13 protein-coding genes are annotated in these 19,212 nt (G+C 59.4%); 10 read left to right on the plus strand and 3 right to left on the minus strand.

Annotated features, from left to right (window positions below):
• Window positions 1-469 precede the first annotated feature (469 nt).
• Complete coding sequence (locus AC07XF_RS24800) at window positions 470-3,790, plus strand: Ig-like domain-containing protein (RefSeq protein WP_495028585.1); 3,321 nt, start codon at window positions 470-472, stop codon at window positions 3,788-3,790.
• Window positions 3,791-4,166: 376 nt separating this feature from the next.
• Here AC07XF_RS24800 and AC07XF_RS24805 read toward each other — a convergent pair whose 3' ends face one another.
• Window positions 4,167-5,132, minus strand: a complete 966-nt coding sequence (locus AC07XF_RS24805) for a LysR family transcriptional regulator (RefSeq protein ID WP_495028586.1) — start codon at window positions 5,130-5,132, stop codon at window positions 4,167-4,169.
• A 307-nt stretch (window positions 5,133-5,439) separates the two neighbouring features.
• Between AC07XF_RS24805 and argH the strand changes: the two genes are divergently transcribed.
• The 8 genes from argH (at window position 5,440) to AC07XF_RS24845 (ending at window position 14,110) form a co-directional block, all read left to right on the plus strand.
• Entirely contained in the window at window positions 5,440-6,867 is a 1,428-nt protein-coding gene (gene argH / locus AC07XF_RS24810) for an argininosuccinate lyase (RefSeq protein ID WP_495028587.1), read from the plus strand.
• 140 nt (window positions 6,868-7,007) lie between these two features.
• A complete protein-coding gene (locus tag AC07XF_RS24815) occupies window positions 7,008-7,886 on the plus strand; it encodes an amino acid ABC transporter permease (protein ID WP_495028588.1) in 879 nt (292 codons plus the stop codon).
• A gap of 10 nt (window positions 7,887-7,896) precedes the next feature.
• A complete protein-coding gene (locus tag AC07XF_RS24820) occupies window positions 7,897-8,661 on the plus strand; it encodes an amino acid ABC transporter ATP-binding protein (protein ID WP_495028589.1) in 765 nt (254 codons plus the stop codon).
• A gap of 41 nt (window positions 8,662-8,702) precedes the next feature.
• The gene (locus AC07XF_RS24825; protein ID WP_495028590.1) at window positions 8,703-9,527 is read left to right on the plus strand and encodes an ABC transporter substrate-binding protein; all 825 of its coding nucleotides are present in this window, start codon (window positions 8,703-8,705) and stop codon (window positions 9,525-9,527) included.
• A 181-nt stretch (window positions 9,528-9,708) separates the two neighbouring features.
• The gene (locus AC07XF_RS24830; protein ID WP_495028591.1) at window positions 9,709-10,557 is read left to right on the plus strand and encodes a polysaccharide deacetylase family protein; all 849 of its coding nucleotides are present in this window, start codon (window positions 9,709-9,711) and stop codon (window positions 10,555-10,557) included.
• Window positions 10,550-11,437, plus strand: a complete 888-nt coding sequence (locus AC07XF_RS24835) for a polysaccharide deacetylase family protein (protein WP_495028592.1) — start codon at window positions 10,550-10,552, stop codon at window positions 11,435-11,437. The genes AC07XF_RS24830 and AC07XF_RS24835 overlap by 8 nt, the downstream gene beginning before the upstream one ends.
• Complete coding sequence (locus AC07XF_RS24840) at window positions 11,434-12,783, plus strand: MmgE/PrpD family protein (RefSeq protein WP_495028593.1); 1,350 nt, start codon at window positions 11,434-11,436, stop codon at window positions 12,781-12,783. The genes AC07XF_RS24835 and AC07XF_RS24840 overlap by 4 nt, the downstream gene beginning before the upstream one ends.
• A gap of 148 nt (window positions 12,784-12,931) precedes the next feature.
• Window positions 12,932-14,110, plus strand: a complete 1,179-nt coding sequence (locus AC07XF_RS24845) for an MFS transporter (protein ID WP_495028594.1) — start codon at window positions 12,932-12,934, stop codon at window positions 14,108-14,110.
• Between the two features lie 317 nt (window positions 14,111-14,427).
• Here AC07XF_RS24845 and AC07XF_RS24850 read toward each other — a convergent pair whose 3' ends face one another.
• A complete protein-coding gene (locus AC07XF_RS24850; RefSeq protein ID WP_495028595.1) occupies window positions 14,428-16,488 on the minus strand; it encodes a TonB-dependent receptor in 2,061 nt (686 codons plus the stop codon).
• Window positions 16,489-16,796: 308 nt separating this feature from the next.
• On the opposite strand from AC07XF_RS24850, the gene AC07XF_RS24855 reads away from it, so the two are divergent.
• Window positions 16,797-18,449, plus strand: a complete 1,653-nt coding sequence (locus AC07XF_RS24855) for a cyclic peptide export ABC transporter (RefSeq protein WP_495028596.1) — start codon at window positions 16,797-16,799, stop codon at window positions 18,447-18,449.
• Window positions 18,450-18,473: 24 nt separating this feature from the next.
• Here AC07XF_RS24855 and fhuF read toward each other — a convergent pair whose 3' ends face one another.
• Entirely contained in the window at window positions 18,474-19,154 is a 681-nt protein-coding gene (fhuF, locus tag AC07XF_RS24860; RefSeq protein WP_495028597.1) for a siderophore-iron reductase FhuF, read from the minus strand.
• Window positions 19,155-19,212: the final 58 nt, after the last annotated feature.

A 19,212-nucleotide genomic window follows, 5' to 3' on the forward strand; every position in this document is an offset into this window, starting at 1 on the left:
GTACCGCGAACGCTGATTTTACGACTGCTGCGCAGCCGGACGCAGGCTACGCCAGCTGCTACAGATTGCGTTGTGGCTTAGCTGATCGGCATTACCTGTCACCCCAGGGCAAGCAGATCCTGCCAAAAACGTCGGTGAAATAGGGCCGCTGCTCTCTCCATAAATGGGGAACTACACCCACACACCGGGTGCTTAGCACCTAATTGGAGGAATATCCCCCAACCCTGCACCTCACCCAAAATTAAGTTTTTGGAACAATTTACTAATTACTCAGGATTTTTATTTCCCTCCTAGTTCATGGCCCGGCGTTTGCACACCCCCGTTGCAACACAGGCAGCTGCTGTCACCAGGCGGGATCGCGGGTTTCGCCGTTGCGGTATGTCGCAAGGGGGACCTCATGAAAATCGTTGCATCGCCTTTCAATTCGCTCCGTTCCTTAAGGGGTTCGAACGCCGCGTCTGTACTGTTGATGACCTTCAGTCTGGACACGGCCATTGCCGTGCCGCTCGACGATGTCAGCCAGCCACCAGCGACGGACCCCTCGGCGTTCACCAATCCCCCGGCTGACCCCAAGGCCGCGCTGGATGCCTTGCTGACCATGCCACCCACCAACCAGGGCGCCATCGCCCTGCCCAACGGCGTGTATGGCGACCGGAACACGCCACGGGCCGACAACGTGCTGCCGCCAGCCCTGCAGACATCATTCAAAATCCCCACCAACGGCAAGCCCAGCCCGTTGTTCGGGGCCCAGCCGTACACTCAGCAACTGCTGCTGTTCGAAGAATTCGGCACGGAAAAACTCGACCCGACACTGCCGGCACCGCCCCTGACCTTCCCGGTTCCGCTCGTCGGCCCGGCACCCGCGCAGGACCCGAACAACATCGCCCGCAGCGGCCCTTCGGCCGCGGCGCTGGAAGCCTTCATGCGCCAGCCGGGGCTGTACCCGTTTCCGTCGCAGTACTCCAACGTGCTGGACCGCAACCCATGGAAAGCGCAGATCGAAGCCTTCCTCAACCGCCATCCGGTCGGCTCGCCGGCCGAGGGTCGTCCGCCAGGAAAAGGCTGGTCACACCAGCGCTGGAACGAGTTCTACCCACAGGTTGCCTTCAAGACCGTGCAAGCGGGTGCCAAGCTCAATGGCGGCATGCGTGATCGCCGGCAGTTGCACAACTATGCCGTCGGTGAGTTCGGGCCTGGCGGACTGTACAACCAGACCTCGGACACCCCGGTCATAACGGGCACCACCAAAGGCATCGACACCCGTTTTCACCCCAACATGCCGATTCAGAACCACAAGACGCTCTGGACTTTCGACGGCACCTTTCCGCCCAAACTGTTGATGGTGCGTTACGGCCAACCGGTGCTGATGCGGCACTACAACGCCCTGCCGATTGATCCGTCGGCCAACATGGGGTTTGGCCTGCACACCATTTCAACTCACGAACACAACGGCCACGTCCCGGCCGAAAGCGACGGCTATGCCAATGCGTTTTTCTTTCCGGGGCAGTACTACGACTATCGCTGGCCGATCCAATTGGCCGGTTACGACACCATCAACACCAAGGCTGAAGATCCGCGTGCGGCGTTCCCCTGCGCCCCGGGCGAAACCCTGTTTGTCAACGATGCCACTCCGGGCCTGAAAACCTGCAACAACGGCAGCATCAAGATTCGCGGCGACTGGCGCGAAACCATGAGTACCCACTGGTTCCACGACCACATGCTCGATTTCACCGCGCAGAACGTCTACAAGGGCAACGCAGTGATGATGAATTACTACAGCGCCCTGGACCGCGGTAACGAGGCACTGCAAGACGGCGTCAACCTGCGCCTGCCCAGCGGTTCGGCATTGCCCTGGGGCAACCGCGACTATGATGTGAACCTGATGGTGGCCGACAAGGCCTGGGACGCCAATGGCCAGCTGTGGTTCAACCCGTTCAACACCGACGGCTTTCTCGGCGACCAGATCCTGGTCAACTGGCAGTACCAGCCGCGCCTGAATGTGCGGGCGCGCAGCTATCGTTTCCGCATTCTCAATGGCTCGGTGTCACGTTACTTCAAGATCGCGCTGGTGCGTGAAGTCGCTGGTACCGGCGGCGAATTCCCCGGCCCGGCAGGCTCCGGCCTGTCTTATACCCGTGTGCCGTTCCACTTGATCGGCAACGACGGCAACCTCATGGAACATGCTGTGCCGTTCGACGGCAGCATGGACCTGGACGGCGACGGCGATGTGCAGGACCACAACGCCATCCTGCCCACCCAGGGCATTGCCGAGCGCTTCGACATCCTCGTCAACTTTGCGAAAAACGGGATCAACACCGGCGACAAGCTGTACTTCGTCAACCTGATGGAGCACCAGAGCGGCAAGGGGCCGGAGAGTACTCAGCTGAGCCTGGCCGATGTCCTGTCCGGGAAGTACAAAGCGGTGCTCAAGTCGGGCAGCAAAGGGCTGGAATGGGACAACGGCGACCCGGCTGTGGGCAAGTTCATGCAGATGGTGGTCCAGCCCTATGCCGGCCAGGACGTGAGCATGAACCCTGTCGATTACGAACCCGCCAAGCCGGGCAAGGCGGCGGGTAAAACCATGATTCCGCTGACCCTCAACCGTGACGACCCGACAGTGCAGGCCAAACTGAAACTGGCGCGGCATCGCGAGTTCATCTTCGGCCGCTCCGACGGCACTGACGAAGAACCCTGGACGATCAAGACCGACGGTGGTTTCGGCAACCGCGCGGACCTTCGACGGATCAGCGCCGCTCCGCAACTGGCCAACGGCCCGAGCTCTGCCGGGTTCTCCGGCGAAGGCACCCTGGAAGTGTGGAAAATCAGGAACGGCGGCAACGGCTGGAGCCACCCGGTGCACGTGCATTTCGAAGAAGGCATCGTGCTCAACCGCGACGGCAAGGCACCGCCGGAATGGGAAAAATGGGCGCGCAAGGACGTCTATCTCATTGGCCAAGGCATCGACAGCTCGGTGGACGTGGACATCGCCATCCGCTTCCGTGAATTCGCCGGGACCTACATGGAGCACTGCCACAACACCCAGCACGAGGACACGTCCATGCTGCTGCGCTGGGATGTCGAGAATCCGGGCCAGTTCCAGTTGATGCCAACGCCCCTGCCCGGCTGGGATGGCGTCACCTACGTCAACTCCGCCGCGCTGCCGACTTTCCGTACTGGCGATAAACGTGCCGACGACGGCGATAACAAAAAACCGATCGCCAACCCCGACAACGCCATCAGTAACAACGGCCAAACAGTGACCATCAACGTCCTGGCCAACGACACCGACCCTGACGGTAACGTGCCACTTAAGGTGGTGGGCCTGGAGCAACCGGACTCTGGCAAGGGCGTGGTCAGCACCGATGGTCTGCGCGTGATCTACACTCCACCAGCCACGGTCCCCGCGCCGTTCACCGCGACCTTTACCTACAAAACCGCCGACGCCAAGGGCGCGGAGTCGGCACCGGCGACGGTATCCGTGGCGGTCTCGGCAGCGGTCGTCGAGAACCTGATCGTCACCAGCGCGACAGTCACCGCCCGCAGCAACAGCCGCTACTACTGGGTCCTGTCCGGCACCACGTCGCGTGGCACGGGCAATACCATCACGGCGACGGCCACGACCACATCCGGTCCGGTGAACCTTGGCACCGCCACCCTGACGCCTACGCCTGCAGGCGCGCGCTGGAATATAGCGGTGACGACCACCGGCAGTGGCCCGTCGCCTGGCCCGACGGTGACCCTCACATCGGCCTTCGGCAAAACCGTGACGGTGCCGGTAGTGGCGCGCTGAGTTACCAGAGATCAGGGCCTCACAGGTGTTGAGGCCCTTCTGCTACTAGAAAATTGACAACTTGCCTGACTGTCAAACTTTCAGAATCGTAACGAATACGAGCGTCGCGAAAGCCTTCAGCATTCTTCACCGAGAGAGGCCTTCTACCAACATGAGCAGAGGGCAGCCTCAACCATCCGAAGTGACAACGTATCGCGAATAAATGTCGATTTGCCCATTAACATCTGGCGAATCCGGTGATTCTGAATACAACCAATATTGAGCGTACGTTTCGAAAAAAAACGGCTTCCCGTTGCTGTAAATGCTGACGCGTTAAGCTGGGTCCAATCATTCCCATTGGCCGCCAGTGTTCGTTAGTGTTCAACGCGCTAAACAATCAAACCGAGGCTTTTAAATCCACGCCCAGTGCCTGGGTAAATGCCTTCACCAATGGGCTGCGTACAGTGTTATGGCGCAAGATCAGACTGAACGGCGTGACGATGTTGATCAGGTCCGGGCACACCGCGCGAAACTCTCCCCGCGCCACCATCGGCGCGGCGTAATGCTGGGGCAGGAAACCCACAAAACGACCAGTCTTGATCAGCAGCGCAACGGCTTCCACCTGGGTTGCCGAGGCGGAAAAGCTGTCGTAGCGGGCAAAGTTGAGCTTGTCTCGATGGATCGCGTAGCGATGGTTGATGCACTCGTAGTCCTTGAGCACATTGCTACTCATTTCAGCGTCTGCCATGGAGAATAGGGGGTGGCCGACTGCGCAATAAACCTCCGAGCGTTCTTCGTATAGCGCGTAGTAATCGAACTCTTCGCGTTGTTGATAAACCGGCACAATTCCCGCTACTAACCGCCCCTCTACAACGCCCCTTTCCACCTCATCAAGTTGCGTTGCCTGAAGTTGAAATCGAACCTTGGGCGACTGCTCGTTTATTTTTCTAAGTGCGGAAACCAACGGTGAATTCATATCAGAGATTGTGTTATCAATAACCCCCACACCAAGATCACCGACAAGTTCGTTTTGTGCTGAACTAAGTCGGTCGCGAAAGTTGTCGACCGAGGCAAATAAGTCTATCGACGCCTGGTACACCAGACGCCCTTCTTCCGTCAGATGAAAACCCTCTCGCCCACGCGTGCAAAGGCGCATGCCGATACGGATTTCCAGGTCGGAAATCTGTTTGCTGATGGCTGCCAGCCCCACATTCAACTCATTTTGCGCGGCACTGAAGCCTCCAGCCTCGACTACGGCCTTGAACACTTTGAGCAGTTTGAAGTCCAGCCCACTGAGGGCCAACGGTGCCCGTTGCAGCGTTTTCGGTGGCGGGTTTCCGGAATTGGAAAGTGGGGTTTCCATAATGCTTATTTACCTCTGGCGCCGTATTCAACAACCTGTGTCCAACAACAAAAACATAGCTGGCCTAATAATAATGAACACAGAAAACCAGACTTTGCAATCGCCAAAAACCCCCGAACGTCAGTGCCAATTCACTGATCTCAAAATATTAAAAGCTGACACTTCGATCAGCTCTCGCCTTTTTGCAACTGCCCTCTTAAAAACTGCTCTGGCCTGATTCTGTCTGCTGTTATTGGCTCAATAGCGCAGCGGCGAGTACCACCCGGCACTCCGATTTCAGTTCACGTTACCGACGAGGAAAACAACAATGTCTCAAACTACCGACCGTCTCTGGGGTGCTCGCTTCAAAAGCGGTCCGTCCGAAGCCTTGGCCGCCCTGTCCCGTTGCCCTGAGCGCTACTTCCGCCTGACCCCGTATGACCTCGCCGGTTCCAAGGCCCACGCCCGGGAGCTGCAGCGCGCCGGTCTTTTGAGCGAGCAAGAAACCCAAACCATGCTCGACGCCCTGGAGCGCATCGGCGCTGACTTCCGCGCCGGCAGCATTGCGCCAACGCTGGATGACGAAGACGTTCACACCTTCATCGAACGCCTGCTGACCGAACGCCTTGGTGCGCTGGGCGGCAAGCTGCGTGCCGGTCGCTCACGTAACGATCAGACAGCCAACGATCTGCGGTTATTCCTGCGCGACCACGTACGCACCCTGGCCGTTGAAGTGTTGGCCTTGCAGCAGGCGCTGGTCGATCAGGCCGAGCAACACATCGAAAGCATCTGCCCCGGCTTCACTCACTTGCAGCAAGCGCAGCCGATCGTGTTTGCCCATCACTTGCTGGCTCATTCGCAATCGATGCTGCGTGACGTGCAGCGCCTTGTGGATTGGGACGCGCGCACCTCGCTGTCGCCACTCGGTGCGGCGGCCATGGCCGGCTCTGCCATCGCTCGCCTGCCCCAGCAATCAGCGAAAGAAATGGGTTACAGCGGTGTTTGCGAAAACTCCATCGACGCCGTCGCCAGCCGCGATCACGTCGCCGAGTTCCTGTTCATTGCCAGCATGCTCGGCATCAACATCTCGCGTCTCGCCGAAGAGTTTTGCCTATGGTCTTCGCGGCAATTTCGCTGGGTCGCGCTGGACGATGCCTACGCCACCGGCAGTTCGATCATGCCGCAGAAGAAAAACCCGGACATCGCCGAACTGGCACGGGGCAAGGCCGGGCGCCTGATCGGCAACCTGACGGGTCTACTGTCCACCCTCAAATCCTTGCCACTGTCTTACAACCGCGACTTGAGCGAAGACAAGAACGGCGTACTCGACAGCGTCGACACCCTGCTGCTGGTGCTGCCGGCCATGGCTGGAATGGTCGCGACCATGAAGGTCAACGTCGAAGAGCTGCGTCGTCAGGCACCGCTGGGCTTCACCCTCGCTACCGAAGTCGCCGACTGGCTGGCCGTACGCGGTGTGCCGTTCAAGGAAGCCCATGAAATCACCGGAGCGCTGGTACAGGCCTGCGAGAAACACGATATCGAGTTGTGGGAAGCGTCGCCGGCGCTGTTGGCCGAGGTGGATTCACGCCTGACTCCCGAGGTCCGCGACAGCCTGACCCTGGAAGCCGCCATCGCTGCGCGCAGTGGCTGGGGCGGCACCGCGCCGCAGCAGGTACGCGAACAGATCGGCCGCCTGAAAACCGCCCTCGCCGCCCAGCAACAATGGACCGAGGACTATCAGGGCTTCCGCCTCTGACCCACAACGCAAAACCTTGTAGGAGCGAGCCTGCTCGCGATGGAGGCACAGACACCGCGGAGTGTCAGGCAACCAGCGTCATCGTTGACGACCATCGCGAGCAAGCTCGCTCCTACAGATAACGTGTACGGAGAACCAACATGAGCCAGACACAGGCACAACGACTCCAGGCGGAGCGCAAACTGGCGGAAAACCAGTTCGACATCACCCAGTACCACCATGTGCCACGACGCTACTACGGTCGCATTTTCTTCGCCACGGTGATTGTCATTGTAATCCTGGGCCTGGTGCGAGCCTTCGCCGAAGGCAAGATCGAATGGTCGTACATCGGCCAATTCCTCACTTCCCAGGCGATCATGTGGGGCTTGCTCAACACCATCGTCATGGCGGTGCTCGCCATGGCGCTGGGCATCGTGTTCGGGGTGATCACCGCGATCATGCGCATGTCGGCCAACCCGATCCTGCGCTACGTGGCAGTGACCTACACCTGGCTGTTTCGCGGCACGCCGTTGATCCTGCAACTGCTGTTGTGGTTCAACCTGGCGCTGATTTTCCCCACCATCGGCATCCCCGGTCTGTTCGAAATGGACACCGTGAGCCTGATGACACCATTCGTGGCCGCCCTGCTCGGCTTGAGCATCAACCAGGGCGCCTACACCGCCGAGGTGGTGCGCGCCGGTCTGCTGTCGGTGGACACCGGGCAGTACGAAGCCGCCAAGTCGATCGGCATGCCGCGCCTGCAGGCGCTGCGCCGGATCATCCTGCCGCAAGCCATGCGCATCATCATTCCACCGGTGGGCAACGAGTTCATCGGCATGGTGAAAATGACCTCGCTGGCGAGCGTCATCCAATACTCGGAACTGCTCTACAACGCGCAGAACATCTACTACGCCAACGCCCGCGTGATGGAGCTGCTGATCGTCGCCGGCATCTGGTATCTGGCCACTGTCACCGTCCTGTCCTTTGGTCAAAGCCGTCTGGAGCGTCGTTTCGCCCGCGGCGCCGGCAAGCGTTCTTGAGGAGCCGCACATGAGAAGCATCGTCAAGGCCGTGAGCCTGAACAAGTATTACGACCAGTTCCACGCACTCAAGGACATCAACATCGAAGTCGAGCAAGGCGAAGTGCTGTGCATCATCGGCCCGTCCGGCTCCGGCAAAAGCACCTTGCTGCGTTGCGTCAACCAGTTGGAAAAAATCGACAAGGGCGGCCTGTGGGTTGACGGCGAACTGGTGGGTTACCGCATCGTCGGCAACAAGCTGCACGAGCTCAACGAAACGCAGATCGCCCGCCAGCGCCTGTCCACCGGCATGGTGTTCCAGCGCTTCAACCTGTTCCCGCACATGACCGTGCTGCAAAACATCATCGAAGGGCCGTGCCAGGTACTCAAGCGTTCGCCCAAGGAGGCGCACGATGAAGCCGTGGAACTGCTCGCCCGCGTCGGCCTGGCCGACAAACGCAACAGCTACCCGATCGAGCTTTCGGGTGGTCAGCAACAACGCGTCGCCATTGCTCGTGCCTTGGCCATGCGCCCCAAGCTGATGCTGTTCGATGAACCCACTTCGGCACTCGACCCGGAACTGGTCGGTGAGGTGCTGTCGGTGATGCGCGATCTGGCGCAGACCGGCATGACCATGATCGTCGTCACCCATGAGCTGGGCTTCGCTCGCGAAGTCTCCAACCGCATGGTGTTCATGGACGGCGGGCAGATCGTGGAGGCTGGAAGCCCCGAAGAAATACTAATAAGTCCGCAAAACCCTCGCACCCAAAGCTTCATTTCTGCCGTTCGAACCTAAGGCCCGATGTCGGCCTTCACAACACTCATAAGAGAACGACCATGAAGAACTTCGTTATTCCAGCAGTACTCGCAGGCGTTATGGCATCCGGCTTCACCTTCGCCGCCGAATTGCCGGCCAGCATCAAGGCCAAGGGCGAGATCGTCGTCGCGATCATGCCGAACTACCCGCCGATGGATTTCAAGGACCCGGCCACCAACACCCTCACCGGCCTCGACTTTGACCTGGGCAATGCCCTGGCCGAGCGTCTGGGCGTAAAGATCAAATGGCAGGAAACCGGCTTCGAGCAAATGATCAATGCCCTGACCACCGACCGCGTGGACATGGTGCTGTCGGGCATGACCGACACCGCCGAGCGCCAGGCCAGCGTGACCTTCGTTGACTACTTCACCAGCGGCCCGCAGTTCTACACCCTGCAAAAGAACAAGGACACCAACGAGATCGTCGACCTGTGCGGCAAGAAAGTCGGCACCAGCCGCCGTACCACCTTCCCGGCGGAAATCGCCGAGTGGAGCAAGGCCAATTGCGAAGCGTCCGGTAAACCGGCGATCAACGTGATCGGCACCGAAGGCTCGGCCGACGCCCGTGCGCAACTGCGCCAGAGCCGTATCGACGCCGCCATGCAGGGCAGCGAAACCTTGCCGTACCTGAAGACTCAGGAAAAGGACATGTACAAGACCGTGGGCCTGCCGATTTCCGAGCAGTTCACCGGACTGGGCGTGAGCAAGAAAAAGCCTGAGCTGAGCGAAGCGGTGAAGGTTGCGCTGCAGAGCATGATTGATGACGGCAGCTATCAGGCGATCCTGAAGAAGTGGGACCTGGAACTGGGTGCGATCAAGACAGTCACCGTCAACGGCGGTAAATAACACGCTGACCTGTAGCAGCTGCCGAGCCTGCGAGGCTGAGTCCGAGGACGAAGTCCTCGCAGTCCCGGTGCACACGGTTTGTCTGACAGACCGCGTAGTCAGGTTTTACGACTGCTTCGCAGCCTCGCGGGCTCGGCAGCTGCTACACGGGTTATGCCAATAGTTTAATGGAGTACCAACGATGTCCTCCTCACCCCAACCCACCTGGCCAGTCCCGCACAAAGCCTGCCTCGCCCTGGCCTTCGACCTCGATGGCCCGACCGGCGATGCCATGCTCAACGGCTCGATCTGGCGCAAGCCCGAGTACTTCGGTTTCGGCGGCTATGGCCCTTATCGGGCGCTACCGCGCTTGCTCGATCTGCTCGACGAATTCCGTATCCCGACGACGTTCTTCGTCCCGGCCTGGGTCGTGGAGAACTGGCCGAAACAGTGTCAGGCGATTGTCGAGCGCGGGCATGAGGTGGCTTATCACGGCTACAAACACGAATCTTTCTACGCCCTGACGCTGGAACAGCAAAAGGACGTGATGAAGCTGTCCCGCGAGGTGTTCTGGAAACACCTGAACATCCGAGCCGAAGGTTTCCGCACACCGTCCGGCGACTGGCGGGCCGAAACCCCGGCAATGCTGGTGGAAGCCGGTGTTACCTACTCCAGCAGCATGCGCGGCGATGACAGGCCGTATCTGGTGAACGTGCCAGGGTTCGATACACCGCTGGTGGAAATCCCTAGCCGCTGGGAAATGGACGATTACGCCTCCCTCGCCTACACCCGCGCGCCGAACTTCCCTTCCGGGCTGGACCGCACCGCCAGTTACGCGCTGACCCTGGACAACTGGTGCCGCGAATACGACGGCGCGATGGACGAAGGGTTATGCCTGACCACCCTGTTCCACCCCAAGATCACCGGTAAACCGGGACGCATCCTGTTGCTGGAAAAACTCTTCGAACACATGCGTCAGCGCGACGACGTGTGGTTCGCCACCTGCCGCGACGTCGCTCAGTGGTGGCTGAAGGAGCATCACCATGGTTGATTCCACCACCTGGCCGAAAGGCTATCGCTGCGCCGTGGTACTGACCGTCGATTACAACGACATCCACGGCATCCTCACGCAAGCCCCGGAAGTCGCCGGGCGAGACAAGACCTTGTCGGTATGGCGCTACGGCACCCAGCGCGGCGTAGAGCGGTTGCTTGGCCTGTTCAAGGAACTCGGGGTCTCCAGCAGTTGGTTTGTCCCCGGTATCGTTGCCGAAGAAAACCCCGAGCACATTCGGGCGATCCAGGCCGACGGCCATGAAATCGCCTGCGCCGGCTATCGTCATCAGAACTACGACACACTGGACCTGGCCGCGCAAAGCGACGACATCGCCAAGGGCTGTAAGACCCTGGCCGGGTTGACCGGCCAGCGGCCGACCGGTTTTCGCATCCCGGCGGGCAATGGTGCGCCGGGGTTCATCGAGGCCTTGAAAGATCAGGGTATTCGCTGGTCCTCGTCGTGGCGCGGCGATGACTTGCCATTCGCTCACCCGACTTCACCCGACGTCATTGAGCTGCCTCTGCATTATGAACTGGAGGACGAGCCTTACTTCGCCTTCAACTTGAGCCCGGCAGTGCCACCGGCGCAATCGCGGATCGCGTCCTACAGCCACACCTTGGGCAACCTGCAAATGGACTTCGCCGGGTTTCATCGCTTCGGCCTGTGCTACGTGCTGCGCCTGCACCCGGAGATCATCGCCACGCCGGGACGGATTGGGGTGTTGCGTGAATTGATCGAGGGCATTCAACAGCACGATGACGTGTGGATCGCCACGGGCGCCGAGGTCGCGCAGTGGTGGGCCGAAACCGCAGCACCGGCCACTGAGGATCACCCGGCGTCAGTTTATGAGCGACATTATCGGGATTACGTTTTATGAACGAACGTTTGCAACGTCTGGCGCAATTCTGTGTTGAGATGCGGTTTGAAGATTTACCGCCTGCGTTGCTGGCACAAGCCAAGCGGCACATTCTCGATACTTTCGGTGCAACGCTGGCCGGCGCCGATAGCGGTGTCGCGGAACAGGCGCGGAAGGTGTTCGCCGGTGAAACCGGTGAAGTGTCGGTTTGGGGCACAGACCTGCGGGTTTGCTCGGCTCAGGCAGCGATGCTTAACGGCGTCGCCGCCCATGCTCTGGAGCTGGACGACACCGGCGGCTGCGATCATTCCGGTGCCGTTGTGCTGCCGGCGGTGATGGCGGCGGTTTCAATGCTCGCACAGCCGGTGAGTGGTCGTGAGTTCATCAGCGCCGTAGTGATCGGCTACGAAGTCGGTCGCCGGGTGCTCGAAGCGTGCGGTGGCTATTCAGCCCACAACGGCGCCGGTTGGCATTCCACCGCGACGTGTGGGGTGTTCGGCGCGGCAGCGGCCAGTGCGCGCATCCTGGGCCTGGATGCACGGCAAACCCTGGCGGCGCTGGGCATCGCCGGCAGCTTCAGCGGCGGCTTGTGGGCCTTCATCCACGACGGCTCGCAAAGCAAGAAACTGCACAGCGGGCGCGCCGCCGAAGGTGGACTGCTGGCGGCGCGGTTTGCCCAACAGGGTATCAGCGGACCGACGCAGTTGTTCGAGGAGGTCTGGGGTGGTTTTCTGAAAACTCTCGCTCCAGCAACCTCAACACCCGAAGCGCTGGATGCAGACCTCGGTGTGGTCTGGAAGCTCGCCCGCTGTTCGATCAAACCCTATGCCTCCTGCCGCGGTACTCATTCGGCCATCGACGCCCTTGGTCTGCTGCTGGATCAACTGAATGTACGGATCGACCAGGTCGAAGATGTGCACGTTTCGCTGTGCGGGTTTCTTCAGGACATGTGTGGCGGCCAGGATGTCGGCACCCTCGCGGCGGCGCAGATGAGCCTGGCGTATGCACTGGCGGCACGGCTGGTACATGGCCATTGTCGATTGCAGGCCTATGACGATGAAGCGCGCAACGATCCACGCATTGTCCAGTGGATGTCACGCATTCGCCTTGAAGTGGACCCGCTACTGTCCGAGGATGGCGAGCCCGTGGTGACACTGCGGACCGTGGACGGTCGGCAAGCGAGCCTGTGTGTTGAAGTGCCGTTGGGCGCGCCGGGTAATCCGCTGAGTGATGTGGCGCTGGAGGAGAAGTTTTTCAGTTTGGCGATGCGGGTCATGTCCCGGGAGCGGGTTGAGGAACTGCTCGGGCAGTTGTGGCGGATTGAAGAACTGGAATCGGTTCGTACTCTGGAGCGGTGGTTGACTTGAGTATTGCGTTATTTGTGCCGGCCTCTTCGCGAGCAAGCCCGCTCCCACAGGGACTGCGGTGCTTTTGTGGGAGCGGGCTTGCCCGCGATGGCAGCGACGCGGTATTGCGGCAAACACCAAAAATCTGAATAAGGACATTTGCACCACCGTGGCCACTTACTCGCTCGTTATTCGCCGCTTGATGATCGTTTCACTGACCATCGTGGTCAGCCGCGCCATTACCAGTCCGTTGCTCACGCTGTTCCTGAGCAACAAGCTGGGCCTCAACCAACAAGACGTCGGCTTGCTGCTCGGCATCGCGGTGTTCATCGCTACCCTGCTGGCTCTGTATGGCGGCTATGTCATCGATCGCCTGGAAAAGCGCCGACTGCTGATCCTGGCAATGCTCTCCAGCTCCATCGGTTTCGTACTGCTGACCTTTGCCGAAAACCTCTACCTGACCACCATGACCCTGGTGGTCACCGAGACAGCGTCAGCGCTGTTCCTCATCGGTTCAAAAGCGATCCTCAGCGAAAACCTGCCCATGGGCCAGCGCGCCAAGGCGTTTTCCCTGCGCTACACCCTGACCAACATCGGCTATGCCACCGGTCCCATGCTTGGCGTGGTGATCGCCGGGGTCTATCCGATTGCGCCGTTCCTGATCGCCGGCGGCATCGCGTTTTCCAGTATTTTCCTGATGATAGGCATCCCCAGGGATGCAGCGCAGACACCGGCCATTGGCCAACCGCAAAGTTTCCTCAAGACTCTGGTGACCCTGAAAAACGACCGCACCCTGATCATGTTCACTTGCGGCTGCCTGCTCAGCACTGTGGTGCATGGGCGCTTCACCCTCTACTTGTCGCAATACCTGCTGGTGACCCACGACTCCAAACGCGCCCTGGAAATCATGGCCGCCCTGCTCGCCTGTAACGCCATCAGCGTGATCCTGCTGCAGTACCAGATCGGCCGGTTCCTCAATCGCGAGAAGCTGCGCTACTGGATTGCCGGGGGCACCAGCCTGTTCATCCTTGGCCTGATCGGCTTCAGCCTGGCCGACAACATGGTGAGCTGGTGCGTGGCGATGTTCATTTTCACCCTCGGTGAAGTGATCATTTACCCGGCCGAATTCCTCTTCGTCGATACCCTGGCCCCGGAAGAGCTGCGCGGCAGTTACTACGGCGCCCAGAACCTGGCGGCTCTCGGTGGCGCCCTGAGCCCGGTGATTTGTGGCTACCTGCTGATGCACACCCCGGCACCCACGATGTTCTATGCCTTGAGCGCATTGACCGCGATGGGTGGCTTCCTGTGCTTCATGAGCGGTCGTCGGATGGCTATCGTGCAAAAATAATGCACCGAAACTGCATAAGATGAGCCTTTCAGGTTCAGGAACGATTGGCACACTGCGTGCCGTTCTTCCCCGGTAGTTGGAGCCTTCAGGGGCTGTCCGTGTATCCGACTCAACGCGCCCAACTAACAATAGCTCCTGCTCTACGAGAGTGGCCGAATGCAGCCGTTGGCGACCAAGCGCCTTCGGCCATTAGCAGCCGATCAAGAGAATGCTTATCCACTCACAGATTGTTCGCGTCACTGCACCCATCTTTCTCTTTTGAGGGTGACGACCGTCTTGAAACCGGAAGCGGGGATTCCTTCCCCGCTTCCATGGGTTTACATGTCGTAGCGCAGGATCAGGCCCAGCGTGCGCGGGGCACCGGCATCGATGATGTCGCCGCCGCGGTTGTTGGTGATGTATTCCTTGTCGAAGGCATTTTTCACGTAACCGGATACGGCGACGTTCTTGGTGATCTTGTACTCGGTGTTGAAGTTGGCCAGCCAGTAGCTGTCGCTCTTGCGTTCACCAATGACTTGACCGGCGTCATCAAACTCGTATTCCGACGGGGTAGTGCTCTGGTAAACGACATCCGTGTTGAAAGTCAGGCGATCGTTCCAGCGATAGGTAGCGCCCAGCGACATCTTGTATTTGGGCGAAAACAGAAAGTCCTGGCCGCTCATGTCCCGGCCATCGCCCGTGACGAAGTCCTTGAACTTGCCATCGGTGACGGAGGCACCGGCGTTCAGGGTCAGCTGTTCGGTGAAGTCCTTCTCGACGGAGACTTCCAGGCCCTTGATGTCACTGCGCCCGGCGTTGAACACGTGAACGAACTCGGTGCCCGGATCCAGCACACTGACCTGCTGGTCTTTCCAGTCGGTGTAGTACAGGTTGGCGCGGGTACGCAGGGTCTGGTCGAAGAACGAGCCGCGGTAGGACAACTCGTAGTTGGTGGTGTATTCCGGATCGTAAGCTTCGTGACCGGTACCGGTACGAACGTTGACGCCACCGCCGCGATAGCCTTTCTGCACCATAAAGCCTACGTACTGATTGGCAGCCAGTTCATAGTCGATACCCAGCTTCGGCAATAGGGCATCGAACGACTTGCTGGTTTTGCCCGAGGTGGAGAAGTCGTCCTGTTCGATATCGGTGTCGTTCTTCTCGTGGTCGTAGCGCAGCCCGGTGATCAGTGTCCAGCGCGGGGCGAACGTCCAGTCGATTTCACCGAACACCGCCTTGTTTTCTATCGTCGTATCGCCCTTGACGGTGCCGACCAGTTCGTTGTCAAACAACAACCGGTCGTGGAAGTTGTTGGTGTTATGGCCGTAGTAGACACCCATGAAGCTCTTCACCGTGTCACCGGTGTAGTTCAGGCGCAGCTCCTGACTGAACAGGTCACCATCCTGCTTGCGCAGAACGACCTCGTTGGCATCGGCTGTCTGGTCGAAGTCCAGGCGGGCGTCATAGTCCGATCGGGTATTGGCGGTGAGGCTGGTAATGGACCAGTTGTCGTCCAGGCGGTAATCCACCTTGGCGCTGACGGTGTCCTGGCTGAGTTTGTCAAACGCGTCGGTATTGGATGAGATCTTGTAATAGCGGGCCTTGCCGTTTTCACGCATGATCGAGTTGTCGCCCTTGCGGCTTTCACCGTGGGCGTAAGTCAGCAGCACATCCAGATCGTCGTTCGGCAGGATCAGCAGTTTTCCACGGGCATTGTAGGTGCGGGTCGGGTTGGCGTCATTATCGAGTGCGATGTTGTCGATGTAACCGTCACCGTCCTGGTAATCCACGGCGATACGACCGGCGATCTTGTCATCGACGATCGCGCCACCACCGGCAAGCGCCCCTCCGCTCTCACCGTAGTTGCCCATGTTGCCCTGTAATGAAAGGCTCGGTTCGAAAGTCGGGTTCCTGGTCTGGATGACGACCGCACCGGCCAGCGAGTTGCGGCCCTGGGTAGTGGACTGCGGACCGAGGAACACTTCGACCTGCTCGACGTCCCACAGCGGCATCGGGCTGAGGGTCAGTGCGCGGTTCGGTTGCACGGCGCCGTCGACGAACACCGAAACCGCACCGTTGAGCGTGGCCGGGCCCTGGTCTTCGAAACCGGATACCGGCACGCCTCGAATACCCCAGTTTTCGTTACCGGACTGGTTGTAGACACCCGGCGTACGGGCGAACACATCAACCAGGTCGTGGTCCTCTTTCTCGCGCAGTTGCTTGCCGGTCACCACAACGACACTCGACTGGGTTTTCTCCAGGGAGCGGTTGATCTTTTCACCGGTCACCGTGATCGGAGCGATCTCCATTGTGTTCGACTGCTCGGCTGCCCATGCGCTGTTTGCCAGGCAGACCGCCGACCCCACAGCCCACGCAATTGTATTCTTTTTGAAATTCACGCCCCGCTCCCCTGCGACAGATGTTTTGTGGCTTTTTCTTACGTCGATAACGCCACTTTCCTACAGCTGGCGGGAGTCTAATCTAAAGAAATGCGGATTTAAACGCTTTTGATAACTCGTCTCATTTGTATTTATCATGCCAACATGTATCAGGCCGAATACAATCCGTGTCAGTATTTTGAGGCGTTTTCTGCCGTTACTCTCAGCGTTGGTTGCTTTCCACTCGCAGTGGTTAAGCTGATCGGTAGCTTTGCAGCGGCAACGGGTTGCGCGCCTTGCGGCCATCATCACTTGCGGAGCGGCTTGAAATGGATTTGCTGATACTCATGGCCAAACGCTCATGGCTCGCGCTTTTGATCGCGACCCTGACGGGCCTGATTTGTGGGCTGGCGGCAGCGGGCCTGATTGCCTTGATCAACCACAGCCTGGAAGTGTTTGATCAGTTGCGTCCCGCGGATGGTCTGTATTTTGTCGCACTGGTGGGGTTGGTAGTCGTGTCACGGGGGGCATCAGACGTAAGCCTGCTGCGACTGGGACAGGGTGCCGTCCACGATATGCGTCTGCACCTGAGTGCCAAGCTGATCGATACGCCTTACGCGCAGTTGCAACGCCTGGGCAAACACCGTCTTCTGACTATGCTGACCGACGATACACAGACCATCAGCCAAGCGGTTGAGCTGGTTCCAATCTTGCTGGTCAACACCGGGATCATCACCGCTTGCCTGGCCTATCTGGGTTGGCTCAGTTTGCCGCTACTCGGTTTGACGCTATTGCTGATCGTCCTGGGCAGCCTCAGTTTCAATTGGCCGCAGCGTCAGGCACTGACGTCGATCGCGCGCGCTCGTGAGCTCAAGGATCAGTTGTTCGATCAATACCGCCTGCTTACCGACGGCAGCAAGGAATTGCAGCTCAACCATCCGCGTCGACAACGCTTCTTCACTCGCCTGCTGCTACCTGTAAGCCAGCAATACCGTCGGGATTTCGTGCGCGGCATGAGCATCTACGCTGTCGTGCTCAATTGGGGAAATGCGGTGTTCTACATGCTGATCGGCGTGGTGCTGTTCGCTGCGCCGCGCTTTATCGACATGAGTGCCAGTCTGGCCACCGGCTATATCCTGACCATCCTCTACATGATTACTCCGCTATCTGAGCTGATGCATGCCTTGCCCATTCTGGGCCGTGCCAGCATCGCACTGAACAAGATCCGCGCCCTGGAAGGCGAACTGCGAACCGTCAGCGATACCGCGCAGAGGCCCTCTCAGCCCCAGGTTCGCAGCCTGGTCTGCCGGCGAGTCACCCATACTTATTATCGCGAACGCGAGGACGGTCATTTCACTCTTGGCCCCGTAGACCTCACCCTCAATGCCGGCGAAGTGGTGTTTATCACTGGCGGCAATGGCAGCGGAAAAACCACCCTGGCTTTGTTGCTGACCGGCCTTTACCGGCCAGAGAGCGGTGACATCGTGCTCGACGAACAAGTGTCTTCAGCCAACAGCAATCATCATTATCGGCAGCACTTCTCGGCGATTTTTACCGACTTTTGCCTGTTCGAAGATCTGTTGAACGGCGATGACCCGCAGCGGGTGCAGCAGGCTCAGGAATACCTGATTCACCTGCAACTGGACCATAAGGTGCGTATCGAGGATGGACAGCTGACGACCTTGGCTCTGTCCACCGGACAACGCAAACGCCTGGCCTTACTCAGCGCCTGGCTGGAGGACCGTCCTTGCTATCTGTTCGATGAGTGGGCGGCCGACCAAGACCCGGTGTTCAAGCACTTCTTCTACAACAGGATCCTGTCGGACCTGCGAGAGCGTCAAAAACTGGTGATCGTTATCTCCCATGACGATACTTACTTTGGCCTGGCAGACCGACTGATCCGCATCGAAAACGGGATGCTCAGCGACATCACACCGAGCAACGATGCAGACGCACCGGCACTGGCCAAGGTCTGTCCATAAAGAAAGGATCGCACGGTGAGTCGTTCAATCGTCGGCATAGATGTAGTGCAGGTAACTCACCTGTTCTGCCACCGGCAATCGATGCAGCTTGGGGCACGACTCGCATAGCACGGGTGGCTCACCTTCAATGGACTCGTGCAACTGGTAATGCAGGCAGCAATGTCGGCGCAATGGAAGTTGGGCACAAATGTCCGGCGCAGGTGACTCGACCATGCGCTGCAGGCTCCGTAACTTCAGGCGCCCGTCATTCACCGTGGCCGACTCCAGCCACTGATGCGCCTCGGCGAATCCATCCCTGGACAAATTGGCATCCATTCTCGCAAAGGCACCGTCCCAGATGGCGACCATATTGCCCCACAATACTTTCGGGGCCAGGCCACCGGCGGCGGCCAGGGTGGTGAAAAGCGGTGTCAGATGCTCGTGGATCAACCGCGACCAGTAGGCTGCTCGGTCTTCGGGGGGCAGGGTCGGTAAATGGGCGGCCAGCCCCAGTGCCTGTGGCTGACCGTCATCGTGAAACAGCACGGTCTCCTCGCCCCAGAAATCGATCGCGTGATGACGCGTGAGAACACAGGCCAGGGCGGCGGGCAGGACGATGCTCATATAGTTCATCGACCACTGTGAAACCACGGCTGCACGGTTCACTCCTGGATAAAGCAGGGCGAATCGGGTCAGCAGTGGTTGCAGCACGACGGAGTCGGCCATTCGGCTCAAGCGTATGAAAGGCGGGTCACCAGGATCACTACGGATTACCCGCTGTATC

It is taken from the genome of Pseudomonas sp. GW821-FHT01C01, assembly GCF_059422645.1.

Coding starts and splice junctions, on each gene's coding strand:
- AC07XF_RS24855 (WP_495028596.1), top strand. CDS start 16,797: ATGGATTTGCTGATACTCATGGCCAAACGCTCATGGCTCGCGCTTTTG.
- argH (WP_495028587.1), top strand. CDS start 5,440: ATGTCTCAAACTACCGACCGTCTCTGGGGTGCTCGCTTCAAAAGCGGT.
- AC07XF_RS24840 (WP_495028593.1), top strand. CDS start 11,434: ATGAACGAACGTTTGCAACGTCTGGCGCAATTCTGTGTTGAGATGCGG.
- AC07XF_RS24815 (WP_495028588.1), top strand. CDS start 7,008: ATGAGCCAGACACAGGCACAACGACTCCAGGCGGAGCGCAAACTGGCG.
- AC07XF_RS24825 (WP_495028590.1), top strand. CDS start 8,703: ATGAAGAACTTCGTTATTCCAGCAGTACTCGCAGGCGTTATGGCATCC.
- AC07XF_RS24805 (WP_495028586.1), bottom strand. CDS start 5,132: ATGGAAACCCCACTTTCCAATTCCGGAAACCCGCCACCGAAAACGCTG.
- AC07XF_RS24820 (WP_495028589.1), top strand. CDS start 7,897: ATGAGAAGCATCGTCAAGGCCGTGAGCCTGAACAAGTATTACGACCAG.
- fhuF (WP_495028597.1), bottom strand. CDS start 19,154: ATGGCCGACTCCGTCGTGCTGCAACCACTGCTGACCCGATTCGCCCTG.
- AC07XF_RS24835 (WP_495028592.1), top strand. CDS start 10,550: ATGGTTGATTCCACCACCTGGCCGAAAGGCTATCGCTGCGCCGTGGTA.
- AC07XF_RS24830 (WP_495028591.1), top strand. CDS start 9,709: ATGTCCTCCTCACCCCAACCCACCTGGCCAGTCCCGCACAAAGCCTGC.
- AC07XF_RS24800 (WP_495028585.1), top strand. CDS start 470: ATGACCTTCAGTCTGGACACGGCCATTGCCGTGCCGCTCGACGATGTC.